This window comes from Dyadobacter chenwenxiniae, assembly GCF_022869785.1.
Taxonomy (GTDB): domain Bacteria; phylum Bacteroidota; class Bacteroidia; order Cytophagales; family Spirosomataceae; genus Dyadobacter; species Dyadobacter chenwenxiniae.
Genome location: NZ_CP094997.1, coordinates 3,860,346 through 3,882,233, shown reverse-complemented (window position 1 = coordinate 3,882,233; position 21,888 = coordinate 3,860,346). Strand labels below are relative to the sequence as shown.

19 protein-coding genes and 1 pseudogene are annotated in these 21,888 nt (G+C 44.8%); 12 read left to right on the top strand and 8 right to left on the bottom strand.

The features are described from left to right. The first annotated feature begins 51 nt into the window (after positions 1 to 51). From MUK70_RS16610 to uvrC, 3 genes are read left to right on the top strand one after another with little or no spacing between them, the layout of a single operon-like run. Positions 52 to 2,349: a transglycosylase domain-containing protein gene (locus MUK70_RS16610; protein ID WP_234653853.1), complete on the top strand. Its 2,298-nt coding sequence runs from the start codon at positions 52 to 54 to the stop codon at positions 2,347 to 2,349. A gap of 18 nt (positions 2,350 to 2,367) precedes the next feature. After that, a complete protein-coding gene (locus MUK70_RS16605; RefSeq protein ID WP_234653851.1) occupies positions 2,368 to 3,501 on the top strand; it encodes a glycerate kinase in 1,134 nt (377 codons plus the stop codon). A 27-nt stretch (positions 3,502 to 3,528) separates the two neighbouring features. After that, the gene (gene uvrC / locus MUK70_RS16600) at positions 3,529 to 5,346 is read left to right on the top strand and encodes an excinuclease ABC subunit UvrC (RefSeq protein ID WP_234608112.1); all 1,818 of its coding nucleotides are present in this window, start codon (positions 3,529 to 3,531) and stop codon (positions 5,344 to 5,346) included. Here the strand turns inward: uvrC and MUK70_RS16595 are convergent. Next, on the bottom strand, positions 5,313 to 6,587 hold the full coding sequence (locus MUK70_RS16595) for a BaiN/RdsA family NAD(P)/FAD-dependent oxidoreductase (protein WP_234653849.1): 1,275 nt from the start codon (positions 6,585 to 6,587) through the stop codon (positions 5,313 to 5,315). The two genes, uvrC and MUK70_RS16595, sit on opposite strands and share 34 nt — an antisense overlap. Before the next feature lie 92 nt (positions 6,588 to 6,679). On the opposite strand from MUK70_RS16595, the gene MUK70_RS16590 reads away from it, so the two are divergent. The 6 genes from MUK70_RS16590 to MUK70_RS16565 all read left to right on the top strand — a co-directional run bounded on the left by MUK70_RS16590 (position 6,680) and on the right by MUK70_RS16565 (position 12,152). Further along, a complete protein-coding gene (locus tag MUK70_RS16590) occupies positions 6,680 to 7,732 on the top strand; it encodes a saccharopine dehydrogenase family protein (RefSeq protein ID WP_234608114.1) in 1,053 nt (350 codons plus the stop codon). A 40-nt stretch (positions 7,733 to 7,772) separates the two neighbouring features. Then, a complete protein-coding gene (gene amaB, locus MUK70_RS16585) occupies positions 7,773 to 9,302 on the top strand; it encodes an L-piperidine-6-carboxylate dehydrogenase (protein ID WP_374759716.1) in 1,530 nt (509 codons plus the stop codon). A 62-nt stretch (positions 9,303 to 9,364) separates the two neighbouring features. Next, positions 9,365 to 9,634: a PqqD family protein gene (locus MUK70_RS16580; protein ID WP_234653845.1), complete on the top strand. Its 270-nt coding sequence runs from the start codon at positions 9,365 to 9,367 to the stop codon at positions 9,632 to 9,634. 5 nt (positions 9,635 to 9,639) lie between these two features. Beyond that, positions 9,640 to 10,080 (top strand): lasso peptide biosynthesis B2 protein, encoded by a 441-nt coding sequence (locus MUK70_RS16575; RefSeq protein WP_234653844.1) that lies wholly within the window; start codon positions 9,640 to 9,642, stop codon positions 10,078 to 10,080. A gap of 16 nt (positions 10,081 to 10,096) precedes the next feature. After that, entirely contained in the window at positions 10,097 to 11,014 is a 918-nt protein-coding gene (locus MUK70_RS16570) for a phosphoenolpyruvate carboxykinase (ATP) (protein WP_234653842.1), read from the top strand. A 1-nt stretch (position 11,015) separates the two neighbouring features. Then, positions 11,016 to 12,152, top strand: coding sequence for a nucleotidyltransferase family protein (locus MUK70_RS16565; protein ID WP_234653840.1), 1,137 nt, complete (start codon positions 11,016 to 11,018; stop codon positions 12,150 to 12,152). Here the strand turns inward: MUK70_RS16565 and MUK70_RS16560 are convergent. The 3 genes and pseudogenes from MUK70_RS16560 to rsfS form a co-directional block, all read right to left on the bottom strand. Next, positions 12,149 to 13,096: an aldose 1-epimerase gene (locus MUK70_RS16560; RefSeq protein WP_234653838.1), complete on the bottom strand. Its 948-nt coding sequence runs from the start codon at positions 13,094 to 13,096 to the stop codon at positions 12,149 to 12,151. The genes MUK70_RS16565 and MUK70_RS16560 overlap by 4 nt on opposite strands. A 95-nt stretch (positions 13,097 to 13,191) precedes the next feature. Beyond that, a pseudogene (ftsH, locus tag MUK70_RS16555) lies at positions 13,192 to 15,252 on the bottom strand (ATP-dependent zinc metalloprotease FtsH). A 72-nt stretch (positions 15,253 to 15,324) separates the two neighbouring features. After that, complete coding sequence (gene rsfS / locus MUK70_RS16550) at positions 15,325 to 15,708, bottom strand: ribosome silencing factor (protein ID WP_244784413.1); 384 nt, start codon at positions 15,706 to 15,708, stop codon at positions 15,325 to 15,327. 44 nt (positions 15,709 to 15,752) lie between these two features. On the opposite strand from rsfS, the gene MUK70_RS16545 reads away from it, so the two are divergent. Further along, positions 15,753 to 16,517, top strand: a complete 765-nt coding sequence (locus MUK70_RS16545) for a biotin--[acetyl-CoA-carboxylase] ligase (protein ID WP_234653836.1) — start codon at positions 15,753 to 15,755, stop codon at positions 16,515 to 16,517. Between the two features lie 17 nt (positions 16,518 to 16,534). Here MUK70_RS16545 and MUK70_RS16540 read toward each other — a convergent pair whose 3' ends face one another. Then, on the bottom strand, positions 16,535 to 16,864 hold the full coding sequence (locus MUK70_RS16540) for a transmembrane 220 family protein (protein ID WP_234653834.1): 330 nt from the start codon (positions 16,862 to 16,864) through the stop codon (positions 16,535 to 16,537). A gap of 95 nt (positions 16,865 to 16,959) precedes the next feature. Continuing rightward, on the bottom strand, positions 16,960 to 17,661 hold the full coding sequence (locus MUK70_RS16535; RefSeq protein WP_255713593.1) for a tetratricopeptide repeat protein: 702 nt from the start codon (positions 17,659 to 17,661) through the stop codon (positions 16,960 to 16,962). 282 nt (positions 17,662 to 17,943) lie between these two features. On the opposite strand from MUK70_RS16535, the gene fsa reads away from it, so the two are divergent. After that, positions 17,944 to 18,606, top strand: a complete 663-nt coding sequence (gene fsa, locus MUK70_RS16530; protein WP_234608125.1) for a fructose-6-phosphate aldolase — start codon at positions 17,944 to 17,946, stop codon at positions 18,604 to 18,606. A 6-nt stretch (positions 18,607 to 18,612) separates the two neighbouring features. Continuing rightward, on the top strand, positions 18,613 to 19,290 hold the full coding sequence (locus MUK70_RS16525; protein ID WP_234608126.1) for a cell division ATP-binding protein FtsE: 678 nt from the start codon (positions 18,613 to 18,615) through the stop codon (positions 19,288 to 19,290). Positions 19,291 to 19,365: 75 nt separating this feature from the next. On the opposite strand, the gene porX is transcribed toward MUK70_RS16525, so the two are convergent. Together porX and kdsB are read right to left on the bottom strand one after the other, a co-directional pair. Then, positions 19,366 to 20,934: a T9SS response regulator signal transducer PorX gene (gene porX / locus MUK70_RS16520; protein WP_234608127.1), complete on the bottom strand. Its 1,569-nt coding sequence runs from the start codon at positions 20,932 to 20,934 to the stop codon at positions 19,366 to 19,368. A gap of 161 nt (positions 20,935 to 21,095) precedes the next feature. After that, entirely contained in the window at positions 21,096 to 21,836 is a 741-nt protein-coding gene (gene kdsB / locus MUK70_RS16515) for a 3-deoxy-manno-octulosonate cytidylyltransferase (protein ID WP_234653832.1), read from the bottom strand. Positions 21,837 to 21,888 lie beyond the last annotated feature (52 nt).

Below are 21,888 nucleotides of genomic sequence, written 5' to 3'. Positions count from 1 at the left end.
TGGCCGAAATTGTATATTTGTCTGTTTACAATTAATTAACTACGTTTTTCTATGATTGAATTCCAACCCGGAAAGTATCGCCGCACCATAATCCGTCTCTGGCGGTTTATTGGAATCGGACTGGGTCTTTTTATACTTTACATTGTTGCCGTAAGCTTCAATTTCTTCTGGCTTTTCGGTGGAATGCCCGATTTAAAAACACTTGAAAATCCGAAAAGCGAACTCGCATCCGAGCTGATCAGTGAAGACGGTAAATCCTTGGGTAAATATTTCTTCGAAAACAGAACACAAATAGACATTTCGCAGATTTCACCCAACCTGATCGATGCTTTGGTTGCCACGGAAGATGCGCGTTTTGTGAACCATTCCGGAATTGATCCGAGAAGCTTGCTTCGCGTTTTTAAAGGCGTTGTTTCCGGCAATTCAAGCTCTGGCGGAGGAAGTACGCTGACGCAGCAAGTTGCCAAAAACCTTTTTAATACGCGTTCGGAAGAATTTGAAGGCTTATTAGGGAAAATTCCCCTGGTAAGAATCGTGATCGCTAAAACCAAAGAATGGGTGTTGGCCGTGATTTTGGAAAGGAAGTATACCAAACAGGAGATCATGCAAATGTATCTCAACACGGTTTCTTTTGGAAATAACACCTACGGGATCAAGGTTGCCGCTAAGACCTATTTTGACAAAGAAGCGTGGGATTTAAATGTTACCGAGGCCGCATTACTGGTTGGGATGCTTCAAAACCCGACGCTTTTCAACCCGCTGCGCTTTCCAACCAATGCGCTGAATCGTAGAAATACGGTTTTGGCACAAATGAACAAATACGATTACATCCCAAGGGAAGATTTTGAACGTTATAGGGAAAAACCGCTTGGCATTGATTTCACGGTTGAAGGGCATAATACAGGATTAGCCCCCTATTTCAGAGAATCCATGCGCGGCTATCTTAAAAGCTGGGTGAAGATGTACAATGAGGAGCATGACATGAATTATGATCTGTATACCAGCGGATTGCGCATTTATACAACCATTGATTCAAGAATGCAGCGTTACCAGGAAGAAGCACTTACGGAACACATGAAAGAGCAGCAGAGACTCTTTGACGAACACTGGAAAGGCCGTAACCCTTGGACGTTTGATAATGGAAAGGAAATTCCCGGTTTCCTGACAACCGCCGCAAAAAGATCGCCCCACTTTATCTCCTTGAAACGTGATCTGGGAGAGGCAGAGGCATGGAAAGTGATGCGTAAACCTTATAAAATGAAGGTTTTTACATGGAATGGCGAGAAGGAAGTGATGATGAGCCCGCTGGATTCTATTGCTTACTATAAGCGGTTTCTGAGAGCTGGAATGATGTCCATGGACCCCCGGAACGGCCATGTCAAGGCTTGGGTTGGCGGAATTAATTTCAAATATTTTAAATATGATCACGTGAAGCAGGGATCGCGTCAACCCGGTTCAACATTCAAGCCATTTGTTTATGTGTCGGCGCTGGATAAGAACTTTTTGACTCCCTGCGACCATGTTACCGATGCTCCCATTTACTTTGGTCCTTCGGACGGTGTGCCTGGCGGTTGGTCTCCTAAAAACTCTAATAACAAATATTCCTACCAGTCATTGTCATTGCGTCAGGCATTGGGTAAGTCGGTGAACACGGTGAGTGCCTATTTGATCAAAATGGTGAAGGCGAAAACTGTTGCCGAATACGCCCACAAACTGGGTATTACCAGCAAGTTGCAGGAGGTTCCTTCCCTTTGTCTCGGAATCAGTGATGTTTCTGTGTTCGAAATGGTGGGAGCTTACAGCGCATTCGCCAATGGCGGCCATCGCACTGAGCCAATGACAATCTTGCGTATTGAAGATCGGTACGGCAATGTTTTGCAGGAATTTTTCCAGCAGCAAAACCAGGAAATCAGTGAAAATATGGCTTATAACATGCTGTATCTGATGCGCGGAGCGGTGGAAGACCCGGGTGGAACAGCAGGCAGATTGAGGCAATATGGGGTGACCGAGGGCAATGAAATCGCTGCAAAGACTGGAACAACCTCTAATTATTCAGATGGTTGGTTTATGGGTATGACTCAACATCTGGTTTCCGGCATCTGGGTAGGAGGAGAGGATCGGAGTATCCACTTCCGGACTATTGCCCTGGGACAGGGTGGCCGCATTGCCATGCCAGCCTGGGGAATGTTCATGCAGAAAGTTTACAAAGATCCAACGCTGGTTCAATACAGGAAAGAGCCTTTCAAAAAGCCTGAAAATTACGTGCGGGAATGCGGTGGCGTATCCTCCGACAGCACCGACACATACGTCCCACCTTCTCGCTCGGACGACGAAGGCGTGTTGTTTTAATAGGTTAATGCGCTGATTGTGAACATTCTTGTTGCACCTGACAAATTTCGTGGCTCTCTTGAAGCAATTGACGTTTGCCAGGCGGTCAAAGAAGGCATTTTGCTGGCCTATCCGAATGCGAATGTTACAACTATCCCGCTAGCAGATGGCGGTGAAGGAACTGCCCAAATCCTGACGCAGCAAGCGCAGGGAGAGACCATTAAAGTTGCGGCAAGTGATCCGTTGGGTCGCCCTATTACATCTTCTTATGGCTTGTCGGGTGACTGGCAAACGGCTTTTATTGAAATGGCAGCTGCATCCGGATTAGCATTGCTGTCCAAAGAAGAACGTAATCCGTTACTAACCAGCACATATGGAACCGGTCAGCTCATCAAAGACGCCTTAGATAGAGGAGTTACACAAATCATACTGGGCATAGGCGGAAGTGCCACAACCGACGGCGGCATAGGCATGGCAGAGGCATTAGGCTTTCGTTTTTATGATAAAAATGATGTGCTGTTGTCTCCGAAAGGCGAATCAATGCATGACATAACACGCATTGATAGCAGTGAAAAAGACAGCCGTTTAAATGCTGTTTCCATCACGGTTGCCTGCGATGTTACCAACCCACTTTATGGGCCAAATGGTGCCTCCCACATTTACGGACCGCAAAAAGGAGCTGATCCGGAAATGGTAGAAATACTGGACAACGGTTTGAAAAATCTCAGTAAAATTGCTTCCAAAACCTTTGAAAAAGATATCAGCGAAAATCCCGGAGCAGGCGCGGCAGGCGGATTAGGCGCAGGTTGTTTATGGTTCTTAAATGCAGTTTTGAAAGATGGCGTCAGCATTGTCATCGAGCAAACACACATTGCAGAGCGCATTCAAAAAGCGGATCTGGTGATTACGGGTGAGGGGAAAGTGGATGAGCAAACATTATCCGGCAAAGTCGTAAAAGGCCTGGCCGATTTTTGCAACATGAATAAGGTCCCGCTGGCAGTGGTATGCGGCACATTGCAGATCACCCCTGAACAAGTTCGTAATGCCGGCATAACTTACGCCGTTTCCGTTTTGAACCGTCCTATGGACTTGAACCAAGCCGAGGCAGAGGCTTTTGGATTGGTTAGGGACGCAACTTTTCATCTTGTGCGGTTGTTTTTTTCAAATAGATAATGGCACAGCCTGTCAAGAAATTATTCAATGTCTGAATTCAATTATAAAGAAGAACTTACTAAAATTCCGCTTGACCCTGGTGTATATCGCTATTTTGACGAAACCGGGGAAGTAATATATGTGGGTAAGGCCAAAAGCCTTCGAAGCAGGGTTTCCAGTTATTTTCTAAAATCCAATCAGCACGACCGTAAAACCAGGCGGCTTGTAAGCCAGATCCGGCGCATTGAATACACCATTGTGCATAGCGAATGGGATGCCTTATTGCTTGAAAATCAGCTTATAAAGCAATTGCAGCCGAAGTTCAACATTCTCCTTAAAGATGACAAAACCTATCCTTTCATATGTGTGACGCAGGAGCGCTTCCCGCGGGTGTACGTGACACGCAACCTGGACAGGTCCAAAGGAACTTTTTACGGGCCGTTTGCGAGCCTGAGGACTATGCACACGTTGCTGGATATGTTCAAATCGCTTTATACAATCCGCTCGTGCCAGTTGCCGCTGTCGAAATCCAACATTGAGGCGGGGAAGTTTAAAGTTTGTCTTGAATATCACATAGGAAATTGCAAAGGACCTTGCGAAGGATTACAGGACGAGGCTGAATACAACGCGGAAATCGAGCAGATTCACAATATTCTGAAAGGCAATCTTTCACTCCCACAGCAGTATTTTAAGGAGAAAATGCTCCAAGCTGCGGAACAAATGGAATTCGAAAAAGCGCATTCATGGAAAACCAAAATCGAGCATCTTTCCAATTTCCAAAGTAAAGCCACGGTTATCAACCCTAAGATCGGGAATATCGACGTGCTGACCATTGTATCCGACGAGGAAGCCGCTTATCTCAATTTTATGAAAATAAAACAGGGATATATGGTTGCTACACAGACCGTTGAAGTGAAGAAAAAGCTCGACGAAAGTGATGCCGAAATCCTTGCATTGATGATTGTCGAAATGCGTTCTAAGTTTGGGGCAGAGGCAAGAGAGCTGATATCCAACATTAAGCCGGATCTTGAAATGCGTCTTGAACTGACCGTTCCGCAAATCGGTGATAAGAAAAAGCTGCTCGATATGTCCATGAAAAATGTGATGTATTTCCGCCGCGACAAAGCCGAACGTCGCGAAGTGGAAGCATCGGCAACTTCGTCCAAAAAAGACAGGATTTTGATCCGGTTAAAAAGCGATTTGCAATTAAAAACGCTTCCGCGCCACATTGAATGTTTCGATAACTCCAACATTCAGGGCACGAATCCGGTCGCAGCGATGGTGTGTTTCAAGGATGGGAAGCCTTCTAAAAAAGATTACAGGCATTTTAATATCAAGACGGTTATAGGCCCCAATGACTTTGCGTCCATGAATGAGGTGGTCGGGAGGCGTTACCTGCGTTTGATTGCAGAGGAACAGCCTCTGCCAGACTTGATCGTGGTGGATGGTGGAAAAGGACAGCTCGGCGCGGCTTGTGATGCGTTAAAAAGTCTGGGGATTTACGGCCAGGTGCCCATTATCGGCATTGCCAAAAGACTGGAAGAAATCTATTTTCCGGAGGATTCCCTGCCCCTTTACATCGACAAAAAATCCGAATCCTTGAAGCTTATTCAGCAGATTCGTGATGAGGCACACCGGTTTGGGATCACATTTCACAGGGATAAAAGAAGTAAAGCCAGCCTGATTAGTGAGTTGGACGGTGTGGATGGCGTAGGCAAGGTCACAGCGGCGAAACTGTTGAAATTCTTTGGCTCCGTTCGTAATATTCGCGATAGTTCGTTGGAACAACTCGCTGGACTTGTGGGCCTGGACCGTGCAAAAAAAGTAAGGGCTTATTTCGATGCAATGGCGGATAATGCCGGGTAACCAGCCATATTTTTTCCGGCAATATAACCGGTTGTCCAGGCATTTTGAAAGTTGAATCCGCCTGTAATTCCATCAACGTCAAGCACTTCTCCGGAAAAGTAAAGGCCGGGAACAGAGTTGCTTTCTAATGTTTCGTGATCAATGTCGTTCAGCGAAATGCCGCCGCATGTTACAAATTCTTCCTTAAAAGTAGTCTTGCCTTTCACTTCAAACTGACTGTTTGTCAGTAATTCGGTCAGCCGGTTTAATGCTTTGTTGGTCGCATCTGACCAGCGCAACTCGTCCGGGATTTCTGACTTTGAAACAAAAGCTTTCCATAGCCGAGCAGGAATGCCCAGGCGGGCGTGTGAGGAGATTTGCTGTTTCGGTGTTTTTGTTTTTTCGCCCAATAAAAACTCCCTAACCTGCTGCTCATTCATTTGCGGGAGCCAATTGATCTTGCAAATAAAATGATATTCCTTTTCAGCCAGATCCCGCGCTCCCCAGGCTGAGAGTTTCAAAACAGCGGGCCCGCTAAAACCCCAATGCGTTATCAATAGCGGCCCCTGCCATTCATGTTTTGTTCCCGAAATCTTTACCAGCGCATCCTGGACAGAAACCCCGGCCAACGGCAACAGGTAATTTTCAGGCGTGTTGAATGTAAAAAGTGAAGGAAGAGGATTAATGATCGAATGATTGTGCATTTGCAGCCAGTCAAATCCGCTGGCTTTTGGATATCCGCCCGAAGCAATCAGTAATTTGTCAGCATAAATTCTATCGTCATCATCCAGTAAGATGGAGAAGCCTTCCTGGGTATCATCAGAAATTTTGGTAAATGACCTGACGGATGTGCTGGTCCTCATCTCAATGCCCAGATTGCGCGCCGTTCTGACCATGCATTCAATGATTGTTTGGGAAGAGTCCGTGACCGGAAACATCCGGCCATCTGCCTCGGTCTTCAATTTAACCCCTCTTTCCTCAAACCACCTGACCGTCGCTTTGGCATCAAAATGGTGCAGCAATTTGCGCAGCAGCTTTTCACCTCTTGGATAATTTTTGATAAAAAAACGGAGATCCGACGGATTATGCGTCACATTGCACCGGCCTCCGCCGGAAACCCTGACTTTGTTCAAAACCGTTTTATTCTTCTCCAAAATCACGATTTTCGCCTCCGGATTCTGCTCTGCCGCCGTGATCGCAGCCATAAATCCCGAGGCGCCGCCGCCCACAATCGCAATCCGCATGTTACTTCTATCCATCATACAAAAATGACATGTAAGTTTTAAAAACTGCAATTTCTTTTCATATCTTTCTCGACAGCTAAAATATTTACAACCTAAATGTTTGCTAATACATGCAGAAAATCCTCGTTATCGGTCTTGGAAAAGTGGGGTCGCTGGTTGGAACCCTTTTGAGTAAAAAATTCAATGTTACCGGGGTTGATAAGACTCAACCGGCAGTTGCGCTGCCCTTTCCGGTGCTCGCGGGCGACATCACCAATCCTGATTTCCTGGATCAAATGCTTTCCGGATTTGACGCTGTCGTGTCCTGCATGCCTTATAACCTGAATCTGCCCATTGCACGGAAAGCCTGCCAGAATGGGATACATTATTTTGATCTCACCGAAGACGTTGCTACCACAGCAGCAATTCGGGAAATGGCGAAAGAAAGCAGAAGTGTGCTTGCGCCGCAATGTGGCCTGGCGCCAGGTTTTATTGGCATTGTAGGAATGGATCTTGCCAAACGGTTTACCAAATTACGTGACATTGAACTGCGGGTAGGTGCTTTGCCGCGCTATCCGAATGGCCTGATGGGCTATTCTTTTACGTGGTCACCAGCGGGAGTTGTGAATGAATATATCAATGATGCGGAGGTGATCCATAATGGCGTCCGGAAAATGGTGCCGTCCTTGGAGGGCGTAGAAATGATCAACATTGAAGGGCAGGAATTCGAGGCTTTTATCACTTCCGGTGGCTTGGGAACAATGTGTGAAACGCTCGAAGGAAAGCTGGATACGTTGAATTACAAGACGATCCGTTATCCGGGACATTGCAGCCTGATGCGTTTTATGCTCTATGAACTTTGCTTAAAGGACAAACGTGAGCTGATCGAGCAGATTTTGACAGAGGCAAAGCCACCCGTGCAACAGGATGTGGTGTATGTGTATGCTGTGGTGGAAGGCTGGAAGGAAAACCGATTGGAAAGAGAAGAATTCTATAAAGCATATCACCCTATTGACATTGACGGACAGCATTGGCGCGCCATTTCCTGGACAACAGCCGCTTCAATTGCGTCGGTTGTAGAAATGGTTGCGGATGGTGTTCTGCCTGATAAAGGATTTATTCGGCAGGAGGACATTTTGCTGGCGGATTTTTTAAAAACTCAGAATGGCGCGTTTTTTAATTAAAAAGGAAGCATTACACACAAAGGATTCGATAATGGAAAATATACAAACTGTTTTGGGTGCACTTGGTATTCAGCAGCTTAATAATGGTGTCAGCACAGGCAAGGTTCATCAGGCTGGAAATGGAGGGATTTTAGAATCTTTTTCTCCCGTAGATGGCAAAAGAATAGCACAGGCAAACCGAGCCGATCGCTCGGATTATGACTTTGTAATTCAGAAGGCCATGGAAGCTTACCAGATTTGGAAACAAATCCCGGCGCCGAAACGCGGCGAAATTGTGCGGCAAATGGGCGATCAGCTTCGGAAATTTAAGACCGAGCTGGGCACATTGGTAAGCTATGAAATGGGCAAAAGCTTGCAGGAAGGTCTCGGAGAAGTACAGGAGATGATCGATATCTGCGATTTCGCCGTCGGGCTTTCGCGGCAACTGTACGGATTGAGCATGCATAGCGAGCGTTCGCACCATCGCATGTATGAGCAATGGCATCCGATCGGCGTAGTTGGCATTATTTCTGCATTTAATTTTCCAGTGGCAGTCTGGTCCTGGAATGCGATGCTGGCTTGGGTTTGCGGGGATGTTTGTATCTGGAAACCGTCTGAAAAAACACCATTAACAGCATTGGCATCACAAAACATTATAAAAACAGTGCTCGAAGAAAATGATGTGCCGGAAGGCGTCTCGTGTATTTTGACCGGTGGCCGGGAAGTAGGAGAGTGGCTCGCCAATGATCCACGGATCGCACTGGTTTCGGCAACAGGCAGCACGCGAATGGGAAAATCTGTGGGCGAAGCGGTTGCCAGACGGCTGGGTAAGAGTTTGCTGGAACTGGGAGGTAACAATGCTATCATTATTACACCGTCAGCAGATCTTAATGTTGCCATTCCCGGCATTGTTTTTGGTGCGGTAGGGACGGCAGGGCAGCGATGCACTTCTACCAGAAGAATCATTGTCCAAGCTGAAATTTACGAAGAGGTGAAGCAGCGGCTGGTGAAGGCATATACGCAACTGCAAATCGGAAATCCACTTGATGCTAACATTCATGTTGGCCCATTGATCGATAAGGAAGCCGTTTCGCAATATCAGCTTACCGTAGAAAAAGTCAAAGAAGCCGGTGGCAGTTTTATCGTCGAGCCGAAGGTGTTGAATGGTGATGCTTTTGCGTCAGAATGCTATGTTGCGCCTTGTATTGCTGAAGTGTCGAACAAATATCCGATCGTGCAGCATGAAACATTTGCGCCGATTCTTTATTTGATCAAATACGATGATCTGGAAGAGGCCATAGCCATCCAGAATGATGTTCCGCAAGGGTTGTCATCGGCGATTTTTACGCTAAATATCAGAGAATCAGAATTGTTTCTTTCACACGCCGGATCAGATTGTGGTATTGCAAATGTGAATATCGGCACTTCAGGTGCGGAGATCGGCGGGGCTTTTGGGGGAGAAAAGGAAACAGGCGGCGGTCGCGAGTCTGGTTCGGACGCCTGGAAAGCTTACATGCGCCGGCAAACGAACACAATCAATTACGGAACAGCCCTTCCTTTAGCGCAGGGAATAAAGTTTGAGATTGAGTAATTAAAATTTTTAACTTTGTACAAATCAAAACACATTATATAACATTAAGAATGACCCCTCTCATGGCAAAATACCAACTCACATCAGACCAGATTTCTTCCAAAGTTGCGGGCGAAACAGTGATTCTCAATCACAATAAAGGAGCCTATTATGGACTGGACGAAGTCGGTGCTGTGGTTTGGGATAATTTGGAAAGAGGCCCGCAAACCCTTGATTCACTTTGCAATGCCGTGATCAGCGAATATGAAGTGGATCCTGAAACATGCAAAAGCGACATTGATCTGCTGCTTAAAGATCTTATTTTTGAGAAACTGGTTGAGGAAATTAAATAGCACAATTGGCAACATTCAAGCACCATATAACCAAATGGAATAGTTTATCCCGTGAAGGAAAGGCCATCTTTCTGAAAGCGGCAGTAAGTCTGGTGTTTATTAAAACTGCATTGGTGATTTTGCCTTTCGGGACATTTCGAAAACTGTTTCACTGGCTTTGTGAGACAAGATCTACGCGTGAAATTGCTCAGAAAAGGATCGATTTGACGGTTTGGGCGGTGGATACTGCAGCTAACTTGTTGCCACTGGAACTGCTTTGTCTGCCACGCGCACTCGCTACTAAATATCTTTTGCGGAAAGTCCCTGCGTTGACGCTGGAAATCGGCATTGAAGTGAACCCGGCCAAGCAGTTTGAGGCGCATGCCTGGGTGGAGAAAAATGGCGCGGTTATCATGGGTAACTGGCCGGAATCGGTTCTTTATCAGCGGATTTGGGTCTGGAAATGATTTTACTATAACACACATGCACCATTATAAAGCCTTCGGGCTCAATATTCTTTCCGAAATCAAACTTCCAGAATTTAGCGACGGAGATGTGGATACAAAGCATGATTTGTATATCCAATCCGCATCATTTGATCTTCCCACGCTGGAAAAAACACAATTATATAGAAGAGGGGTGCGGGCGGGTTTCGCTAAAGATGCGGATGAAAACCTTTATCTGCACTGGAACAATGTTGGTTCTTTCAAAGCAATGAATGGAAATCACCTCATTGTGAATGCTTTGGTTGAAGATGCTAATCTGATAAGTCTTTTCACGGTTAGCGAGGCTCTGGGCTTAATCTTGTTTCAAAGAGGGCTTTTTCTCCTGCACGCGAGCTCGGTGCAGGTGGGAAATGAAGGCTGGTGTTTCATGGGAACGCCCGGAGCTGGAAAGTCAACCACAGCTGCTGCATTTATTAAAGCAGGTTGCAAGTTGCTCAGTGATGACTTAACGGCAATCGGGTTCGGCAATGATGGATCAGCGTACATTGTCCCAGCCTATCCGCAACTTAAAATCTGGGATAAGACGGCTGATGGCCTGCATTACGAGAAGTCAGAGTTGCAACCGGTCAGCGAAGGTGTTAATAAATTTTCGTATCAGCCTAAGTCTGATTTCCTACATGAACCGGTTCCATTGAAAGAAGTGTTTTTCCTGCACAAGGCCCGGAACAGGAAACCATTGGTGCCATTATCTGCTGCCGAAATCCCCACTGAAATGCTTAAAAATTTCCCGTTGCCCAGTCAGTTACTTACGGATGTGGCTTTGAAAAGGCATTTTTCCCAAAGCTTTCAATGCACCAGATCTGCCAGGTTATGGAAGAAAAAACGTCCGGATGGATTTGAAAACCTGGGTAAGTGGGTCAACGAGTGCATTCCGGAACAACTAATAGCCGGATAATATGCCAGACCTGAAAATCTCCCCGGAGTTGGCATTGTTAATGGAGGCTGCACTTGAAGGGAAATCAAAACCTCCATTCGATTCATATCAAAGAGAAATTAACTGGGCAAAATTGTCAAGACTGGCCAACTGGCATCAGGTGAGGCCATTGTTGCTGGATCATCTGCAAAATCGCGGGGAGAAGCTTGAAGTTCCAGCCAAACATTTGGCTGGTTTGAAGGAGTTTGCGATGGGACAGGCGGTGACGAATATGGCCTTTTTAGGAATCTCCGTCAGGTTATACGAGCAACTTGACGCCGTTCGTGTCAAAGCCTTTCTAATGAAGGGCGCTTTGTGGGCTTGGCTGTTATATGAAAAGCCCAATCAACGCGAATTCGGCGATATTGATTTTTTCATTGAAGAGGGCGATATTAACAAAAGCCTTTCTACATTAAAGGTAAATGGCTTTGAACCAGACCCTTACCGTAAATATTTAATGGGACAGGATGCGCTGAGATCTGCTTATCTTGAAACGGATTACCAACTTCCCCTGCAACCGATTGAGAGCCATGCATTGCAGTCCCTCGAAATTCAATGGAAGCCCAGTTACCCCCGTTATTGCTACGACTTAAACTGGAAGGAGCTTTCCTTGAATATGATTTCCGTTAATATGGCTGGCTCGCTTATCCAAATCCCGAATATGGAAAACCAGCTCCTTATGATGGTCATTCACCATGGAGGTGTGGAGCAATGGGATAAACTGAAATACATGGCCGACTTCGTCCGAATTCTACGGAAACATTCGGATAAGCTGGATTGGAGTTATATTCAGGACATTTCCGGAAAACAAGGCTTCAAACGTTTGTTGAGCGAATCCGTGGGAATGGTTCGTTTGCTGACAGGTGAGGCATTTGGAGGAGAAGCGTTTGAAAGCGCTATGGCATCTCCTTCCGACAAGTTCCGTAGTGCTATTCTGAAACATTGGGAAAACGAGCGTCCGGTATTGAAATCCAAGTCGTGGCGCATATTCCTATACAACATGCGCCACAGGGATAATTTAGGTGTGAAATTTTCGATTATTCTAGCGCACCTAAGTTACCTGACCAACCTGCGATTACTCTGGCACAAGGCGCTTTGGTATAAAAAGCACCAGTCCTAAACTAAACTCAATGTGATCGCACCATGAATGCTCTTGCCCTGGGCCAGAACGTTAAGTCCTTCGCCAGAGTTAAATGCATTCACATTGGCTGTTAATGGTTCTATTGCAACGCAATCGCGTGCGGGTGGCGTGTACACAACCAGGTAATTGAATTTTCCTTCACCTGTTTCTTGCTTAATCCGCAATGTAATGTCTTGATTTTCAGAAATCAGCTCCGTAACCACATTTGTGGTTGCTGAATCTACGATAAAGCAGTTATCAAAAGCCTTCTGATAGAGCTTTGTGGGTCTTTCTACCAAAAAAGGCTTTTTACCAACCGGGATCTGATTATTATCGAAGTCGACAATTTCGCCGGAAGGAATGTTGATTTTCCACGCATCTACTTCTTCATTGCCCAGCACGAAGTAAGGATGCCAGCCGAACATAGCCGGAGCCGGTTCGGCGCCATTGTTTACGGCCTCATAGCTTAAAACAAATCGCCCGTCTGCATGCAGTGTATAAAGTACTGAGAACTTCACGGAAAATGGATAGCCTTCCAGACTATTAAGGTCATAAGAAAGCTTTATAGATGCATGGTCCGCCTCAATAATTTGGTCTTCCAAATTGAACTGCTGCTTTCGTACCAGGCCATGAATGGCATTCAGACCGCCGGTTTCGTTCTTTGCCAATTGATATTCCTTTCCAAGAAATTTGTATCTGCCATTAGGGATTCGACTTGCAAATGGAAACAGCAACTCACTTGCGCTTTTCATGTCTGCTACAAGGCTGTCTGGCGTGGGAGGAGTTTTTAATAACGAAAAAAGTGTAATCCCTTTGCGGAGCGACAGTTGACGCACTATTCCACCCAGTTGGGGGATGATCACGCAACGGTTTCCAGTGAATGCTTCCTGAATGACGTATTCGGTAAGGTCGCCAAACTGCTGTTTAAATATTTCAAAAGACATTTTGTGGGTGTTGGAATGTGGATGTAAGGTTTGTTACAAAAATAATAGCCGGACAACATCATTGCCCGGCTATCGCATATTTATTATGGAATCGACTATTTGTTAGAATCGTCTTTCTCGGCTTCTGCCATCTCTTCTTCTTTGTTATTGCCTTTTTCCAAAGTATGTTTTACAACTTCCTCATGGATGGCAGCTTCCTCATTAGAACGACGGTTAATGTAAGCCTGATAGCTCGTTTCCTTTTCATAAGGACGTTTTCCGATCAGTTTTTCGAGATCACTTTGGAATAAAATTTCTTTTTCCAAAAGCTCTTTTGCCAAAACTTCCAATTTATCGCGTTTCTCGCTCAACAGGTTTTTGACAAATTGGTAAGCCTGATCGATCAGCTTTCTTACTTCTTCATCAATCGCTTGCGACGTTGATTCAGAATAAGGTTTTGTGAATGCATAATCGCTCTGTTTCGAGTCATAGTAAGAAATATTACCGATACGCTCGTTCATACCGTACATCGTTACCATGCTGTAAGCCACTTTCGTACGCGTTCCAGGTCACTTAATGCACCGGTTGAGATCTTACCGAAAACCACATCTTCCGCCGCACGTCCGCCTAATGTCATGCACATTTCGTCAAATAGCTGCTCTGTGCGATACAAATACTGTTCTCTCGGCAGATATTGGGCATAACCTAATGCAGCAACACCACGGGGAACAATTGAAACCTTAACCAACGGATCAGCATGTTCCAGGAACCAGCCTGCTACTGCGTGGCCAGCTTCATGGTAAGCAACAATTTCTTTTTCCTCAGGAGAAATCAATTTATTTTTCTTTTCCAAACCACCAATTACACGGTCCATTGCGTCCTGAAAGTCCTGCATGGTAACCTCGTCGCGGTTACGACGCGCTGCGATCAAATGCAGCCTCATTACAAACGTTCGCAATTTCAGCTCCTGCAAAACCAGGAGTCTGAGAAGAAAGCTTTTGAATGTTAACGTCAGTCGACAATTTAAGAGGTTTCAAATGCACTTTGAAGATCGCTTCACGGCCAATAACATCTGGCTTATCCACTGAGATCTGACGGTCAAAACGGCCCGGACGAAGCAAAGCAGGGTCTAAAACGTCAGGACGGTTGGTTGCTGCTACGATAATGATACCTGAATCAGTTGCGAAACCGTCCATTTCTACCAAAAGCGAGTTCAATGTGTTCTCGCGTTCGTCGTTTGAGCCGGGCATTGCGCCACGCCCACGTGAACGACCCACTGCGTCAATCTCATCGATAAAAATGATACAAGGCGCTTTTTCTTTTGCTTGCTTAAAAAGGTCACGAACCCTTGCAGCTCCTACACCTACGAACATTTCCACAAAGTCAGAACCTGACAATGAGAAGAAAGGAACCCCAGCTTCACCTGCAACGGCCTTCGCCAACAATGTTTTACCTGTTCCCGGAGGTCCTACAAGCAATGCACCTTTTGGAATTTTTGCACCCAGCTTTTTGAATTTATCCGGGCTTTGCAAATATTCTACAATTTCTTTAATCTCTTCCTTCGCTTCATCCAATCCCGCTACGTCATTGAAAGTGATCTTAACCTTGTTTTCAGCGTCAAATAATGTGGCACGTGAGCGGCCGATATTAAAGATCTGACCACCAGGACCAACGCCACCGGACATTCTGCCGAGGATAAAATACATTACGAGGATCATGACAATGAAAAAGCCCCAGGTTCCAAGGAAGCTGGTCCAGTCGTTACGGGTATCCACTACAAAAGGCACTTTGTCATCATCAGGAATACTTTCCTGCATCTTGTCAAAATCCTTTTTGAAAGTTTCAGCAGACGTTACCTGGAATTGATAATGCGATGCAGTCTCACCTCCGAAATAGTTATTTTCTTTCGCAACAACCTTATATTTATCTTGTTTTAATGCCTCTGGTTTCAGCGTAACCTCAACCGACTTGTCATTAACAATGGTTACCCTTTCCACTTCTTTGTCAGCCATCATCTTTTCGAAACGCTTTTGCGTGGTTTCGCGAATGGTTGAAGTCCGGTTCAGGTATGTTATTCCAAGTATAGTGGCAATCAGAGCGGCGATAATCCAGCCCTGATATCCTTTCTGAGGACTTTTAGGACTGAGAGGCCCTCTTTTGTTATCGTTTTCAGACATTCTGTGTTTTTAATTAAGAGGAAATATACTAAACAACATTCCGGTTCAGGTGAATGTTCACCTGCCGGTCACTTATACCATGGAATCTTCCAGGTATGTTACCTCTGCATCTCCCCAAAGTTCTTCCAGATCATAATGCTTGCGGCGATCTTTATTGAATATGTGTGCTACAACATCTACATAGTCAATCAAAATCCATTCCCCATTCGCCTTTCCTTCCTTCTGCCAGGGTTCTGTTTTGGACATTTTGTAAACTTCGTCTTCAACCGAATTGGCCAAAGCATCTATCTGCGTGTCGGAATTACCCGAACAAATTACAAAAAAATCAGTTATTGAATTTTTTAATTTTCTGAGGTCAAGTATTGCGATGTCCAAGCCTTTCTTCTCTATCATTCCTTTTGCTACCAGCTCAGAGAGATCTTTTGAGGATAGTTCTTTATTTTTGCGTTCTTTCATGCGTAGTTAATTCCTTTTCTAAACCCTAAAGTAAAGCAAAAAAATTGTACAACTCTATACAGGATACCTTAATAATTGGTAAAAAAGTTATATATCTGCCAACTTGTCACTCTACAAACGACATAGCGGCTGAAATAGTGCACGCAGGGTTGTTTGACGAAGGGACCATTGTCATAACCGACAATCAGGTAAAGGGCAGGGGGCAACGAGGGACAGAATGGGTCGCAAATCCTGGGCAGAATCTTACTTTTTCAGTCATTTTAACACCCGTTTTTTTGCCGGTGGCAGACCAGTTTTTGCTTAGCCAAATCGTTGCCCTCGCAATCCGCGCTTATGTAAACAAATATGTACCGGATGTGAAAGTTAAGTGGCCAAATGACATTCATGCAAACGGCAAAAAGGTGTGCGGTGTTCTGATCGAGAATGCAATTCAAGGGAGCAAAATTTCGACTTCGATCATCGGCATCGGTATAAATGTAAATCAGCAGAGTTTTACCAATGCACAGGCAACTTCAATTGGTAAGGAAACGGGGGAGCAATACACTCTAGGTGAAGAGTTTCATAAAGTGCTTCGCTGCCTGGATATGTTTTATGCCGATTTGAAATTGAAAATCTCACATGATCGCATCCGCACGGATTATCTGAGTAATCTTTACGGATACAATCAATCAATAACTTTCAGGCACCAAAATCGCATTTTAACAGGCACTGTAGACAAAGTGACGCAGCAGGGAAAGCTTATCATGCAATTGCTGTCAGAAACAGGAACAATCGAAGTTGGACTCAAGGAAATTGAGTGGCTCAATTGAGTGGCTCAAAGATTAGCTCATCCCCACTTGCCAATCACGATCATCACGATTGTACAAATTCCAAGACCCAGCGATTCTCGCGCCAGCTCAATATTAAGGCTCCGCATAGCCGTTTCTCCAAAGAATATTCCTTCAAATTCCGGTGGCCACTGCAATATGGCGGCAACCAGATACCCAGCGCCAAGCGCATAAAACACCCAACTCGGCCAAAGTTCGCGGATGCTCATAAAGCAAGCCAGCGCCGCAAAACTGTATATGGCGATCCATAAGCCTGAATCGGGGTCATTCAATTGCAAATAGGCAAAAATGACAAAAATGATTCCGAATCCTATTTTGAAAAGTCTCATTATGAAGTGGGTTAAGCTAATTTCCGATCCTGGTTAAAATTATAAGCAACGGGCTTAGGATTATTAACTATCGGAAATGCGGTTTTTTTGAAAAATCACTGACAAAATTGAGCCAGCGCATTTGCAGCATCCGAATAACCAAGATTTGAAGCTTGTTTTAAATTGGTGCAGCCCAGATCCTTCTCGCCATCATTCCATTGCGCCAGGCCGAGACCATAAAAAGCCTTGCCATAAGCCGCATCCAGACGCACGGTCTGGCGAAATGCCAATGTCGCCTTCTTATAGTCTTTATTGCGATAATAAGTGTTGCCAAGGTTATACCAGGCTTGTTTGTTGTTATCGTCCAGTTTGGTCGCCTTTTCAAAATCGGCGATCGCTTCGGTCGGTTTTTCCATCAAAACCAGTAATTGGCCACGGTTGAGGAATACATCTGCCGTATCAGGAGCAAGTTCGGCCGACTTGTTGTAATCGGCAAATGCCGAATCAAGGCGGTTTTCATCCGTATAAAGCAATGCCCGGTTGAAATAGGGACGATATGATTGCGGTTGCAATTTGATGGCCTGCCCGAAATCCAGCAAGGCACTCGGATATTCTTTCAGTTCATAATAAGCAACTCCCCTGAGGTTGAAGGCATCCGCATTAGCGTCGTCTTTTTCGATGGCCTTGTTAATGAATTCGATGGCTTCCCGGGTTTTGCCTTCCTGCATTAATTCTTTCCCTTTTTTTAAAAAAGCATCAGAAGATTGGGCACATGACAGACATAAATAGAGGAAAAATAAAAAAAAATAACGCGGCATAACTGTTCATTTCTAATTGATTCGTACAAAAGTAACCCCAAACGTTAAATGAATGTTTTCTTTTTGTCAATAAAATGTCTTTATCTTTGCACCTGGCAAATCGGAACTACCAGCTCCTTCCGAATCCCCCAGGTCCTGACGGAAGCAAGGGTAGGTGGTCGATGCGGTGAGATTCTCGGTTTGCCTTTTTTTATGTCCTTTCGGTTCTATTCTCCTCTTTCGTTTTGCTTTTGACCAGGGTTTCCTACTTTTGTGGAATATTCTAACCAATAAATTCCCGTTATGAAATTTTTTATTGATACTGCTAATCTGGCAGAAATTCAGGAAGCTCAGGCTTTCGGTGTTTTAGATGGCGTTACTACCAACCCATCGTTAATGGCTAAGGAAGGAATTACGGGCAAGGATAATATCATGCGTCATTACAAGGCGATTTGTGACATTGTAGACGGCGATGTGAGCGCGGAAGTTGTTTCCATCGATTTGGCTGGAATGATTCGCGAAGGTGAGGAATTGATCGAGATCGATGATAAAATTGTAGTGAAGATCCCGATGATCAAGGAAGGCGTGAAAGCCTTGAAATATTTTTCGAGCAAAGGTGTTCGCACGAACTGTACATTGATTTTCTCGGCAGGTCAAGCACTTTTGGCTGCAAAAGCTGGCGCAACTTACGTTTCTCCATTCATCGGTCGTCTGGATGACATTTCAACAGACGGTATCGCTTTGATCGAGCAGATTCTTTTGATTTACAGAAACTACGGTTTTGATACACAGGTTTTAGCAGCATCTGTTCGTCACCCAATGCACATTATCCAGTGCGCAGAAGTTGGTGCAGATGTAATGACAGGTCCGTTGAGCGCGATGGAAGCATTGCTGAAACACCCGCTTACGGACATTGGTCTTGAGAAATTCCTTGCCGATTACAAAAAGGGAAATCCAAATACCTAATTTTTTATGACGGAGTCAACAGAGCCAATTATCATACTGGATAGGGCAGATATTTATCAGGGTGAGCGGCCTGTTTTAAACGATGTACATTTTGAAATAAAAAACGGTGAGTTCGTGTACATGATTGGACGGACCGGAAGCGGGAAAAGTTCTCTTTTGAAGACTTTATATGCAGATCTGTGGCTGCACACAGGTTCTGCAAAGGTTGCCGGTTATGAGTTGCATAACATTAAAAGATCGGACATTCCTTTCCTCCGCCGCAAAATAGGCATTGTTTTTCAGGACTTTCAGTTACTGTCTGACCGTTCTGTTGAGGATAACCTTTCATTTGTATTAAAAGCAACCGGCTGGGATAACCAGGGAAAGATTTCTAAACGCATTGCAGAGGTTTTAATGCAGGTGGGACTGGGGACTGCCCAGAAAAGAATGCCGCACCAACTTTCAGGCGGTGAGCAGCAACGGGTCGTAATCGCCCGGGCTATGCTGAACGAACCGCGGATTTTGATCGCTGACGAGCCGACAGGTAACCTTGATCCGGAAGTTGCGGAGCAGATTATGCAGGTCTTCAGGACGATTAACAACGCCGGCGTTGCAATCTTAATGGCCACGCACAACCACGAGTTCCTGAGAAAATTCCCCGCACGCGTTCTGAAATGTGAAAATGGAAATGTTATAGAAGGCTGATTCGTTACAGCATTAAAAGTAAAAGCATCCGGTCAAGTGATCGGATGCTTTTACTTTTCAATATGACCCAAAATTTTACTTTGCAGTTAAATCAATGATCGGGATGATCATTTCTTCGAGTGAGACTCCGCCGTGCTGGAATGTGTCCCTGTACAAATTCACATATTGATTGTAATTATTCGGGTAGGCAAAGAAATAATCCTCTTTCGTAAACACATATGATGTCGATACATGCGGTTTTGGAAGGAAAATCCTTTCTGGTTTGCGACAAACCATTAAGTTTTTGTCATCAAATCCCAGATTCTTTCCGTGTTTGTAACGCAGGTTCGTATTTGTCTCGCGATAGCCAATGATTTTCACCGGTTTCTGCACCCGGATCATACCGTGGTCAGTGGTTAATATCAGCCTGCATTTCTTCTCAGCCACTTTTTTGATAAAATCCAAAAGCGGTGAATGCTGGAACCAGGATTTTGTGATAGACCTGTATGCTGCTTCATCAGGAGCCAGCTCTTTGATCATCTGCACATCCGTGCGTGCGTGCGAAAGCATGTCCACGAAGTTATAAACGACCACATTCAGCTGATTATTCAGCATGTTATTGAAGTTGTCGATCAACGCTTTTCCCTGATTTGCATTCAGGATTTTGTGATAAGAGCTTTTAACATTGTTAAGGTGATTCATTTCCAGTTGTTTCTGGAGGAAATCATGCTCATGGTTGTTAAGTCCTTCTTCACCTTCCGGCGTGTTTTCATCACTTACCCACCACTGCGGATGCTTACGCTCCATTTCACTTGGCATAAGGCCGGAGAATATAGCATTACGCGCATATCCGGTTGTTGTGGGAAGGATTGAATAGTAAGACGACTCTTCTTCGATATTGAAATATTCCTGCAAAATCGGCTGGATCATTTTCCATTGATCATAACGGAAATTGTCGATTAACAAGAAAAAGAGCGGCTCGTCCGATCCTTTAAGATGCGGGAAAACCTTTTGCTTCATCAATTGATGCGATAATATCGGCTTGTCTGATCGCGGATCGTTCAGCCATTCTTCGTATTCATCTTCGATAAATTTGCAGAAGTTAGCGTTCGCCTCACTTTTTTGCATGCTGAAAACCTCTGCCATGCCCTGATCTTCTGAGTTTTCTAATTCCAACTCCCAGTAAATCAATTTTTTATAAATATCAGCCCATTCTTCGTGACCGATCCTGTCCTGATATTGCATGGCCAGGTTTCTGAATTCCTGCTGGTAACTCAATGTCGTTTTTTCAGTAACCAGCCTTTTATTATCCAGGATTTTCTTAACCGACAGTAATATTTGATTGGGATTCAGTGGTTTAATAAGATAATCATCTATTTTGGAGCCGATGGCATCTTCCATAATATGCTCTTCCTCACTCTTTGTAATCATCACAACAGGCAAATTAGGCTGTTGCTGTTTTATTTGTGCCAATGTTTCCAGGCCCGTCATACCCGGCATCATTTCGTCCAGAAAAACAATGTCAAACCGGTCATTTTCAATTCGGTCCAATGCATCTGCGCCGCTGTTAACGGGCGTTACGCTGTAACCTTTATTGGTCAGGAACATGATATGTGGTTTGAGAAGATCTATTTCATCATCGGCCCAAAGAATGTTATATTGCATAGGTATGGTTTTTCAAATTATGTTTAATAAAATCACTATAAGGGTAACGCCCCAGTTCAAAGAGGTCGTATAAAAATATCCAATTTAACGTTTTTTAAGAGAATCGAATCTGAAAGCGCGTTGCTGTGAAAATTTACAAATAGCGTTCCAGGCAGACTTTTCTATAACAAAAACTTCCTGCTTACGCGCACCAGATCCTCGGGCGTATCCACGCCGTGAGAGTCGTCTGAGGTGATCACTGCTTTGATGGTATAACCATTTTCCAGCCAGCGAAGTTGCTCGAGTGCCTCTGCTTTTTCCAGCGATGAAACCGGAAGCCTGGTAATCTCTGCAAGGACGGCCGCACGATATGCGTAGATGCCTATATGTTTGTAAAAAGTGTGAGCACCAAGCCATTGGCCCGATTCAGGATTACGCAGATAAGGGATCGTCTGTCGGCTGAAATACAACACTTCATTGCGCTTGTTCAGAACGGCCTTGGGCACATTATGGTTGAACAGGATTTCATCGCTGTCGATCACCTTGACGAGCGTTGCCAGCTCAACTTTCCCATCCAATGCTTCTGCCAGATTATCAATGGGTTCCGGACTGATAAACGGCTCATCACCCTGAATGTTGATCACATACTCGTATACGCCTTCCGTTTTGGTAAACGCTTCGAAACAACGGTCTGTTCCACTTTGGTGCGTATTTGCAGTCATGATGGCCTTCCCACCAAAATCGGTTACGTGATTAAAAATTCTTTCATCGTCCGTTGCAACAATTACCTGATCGAGTTGTTTAGCTTTGGATGATTGTTCATAAACGCGCCGGATCATGCTTTTACCGCCGATATCAACCAATGCTTTGGCTGGAAAACGGGTAGAAGCATAGCGGGCAGGGATAATTCCTAATATTCGCACGAGGTCAGTTGGTCTGTATTTTGTTGAATTTTGTTTCAAAATAAAGCTAAAA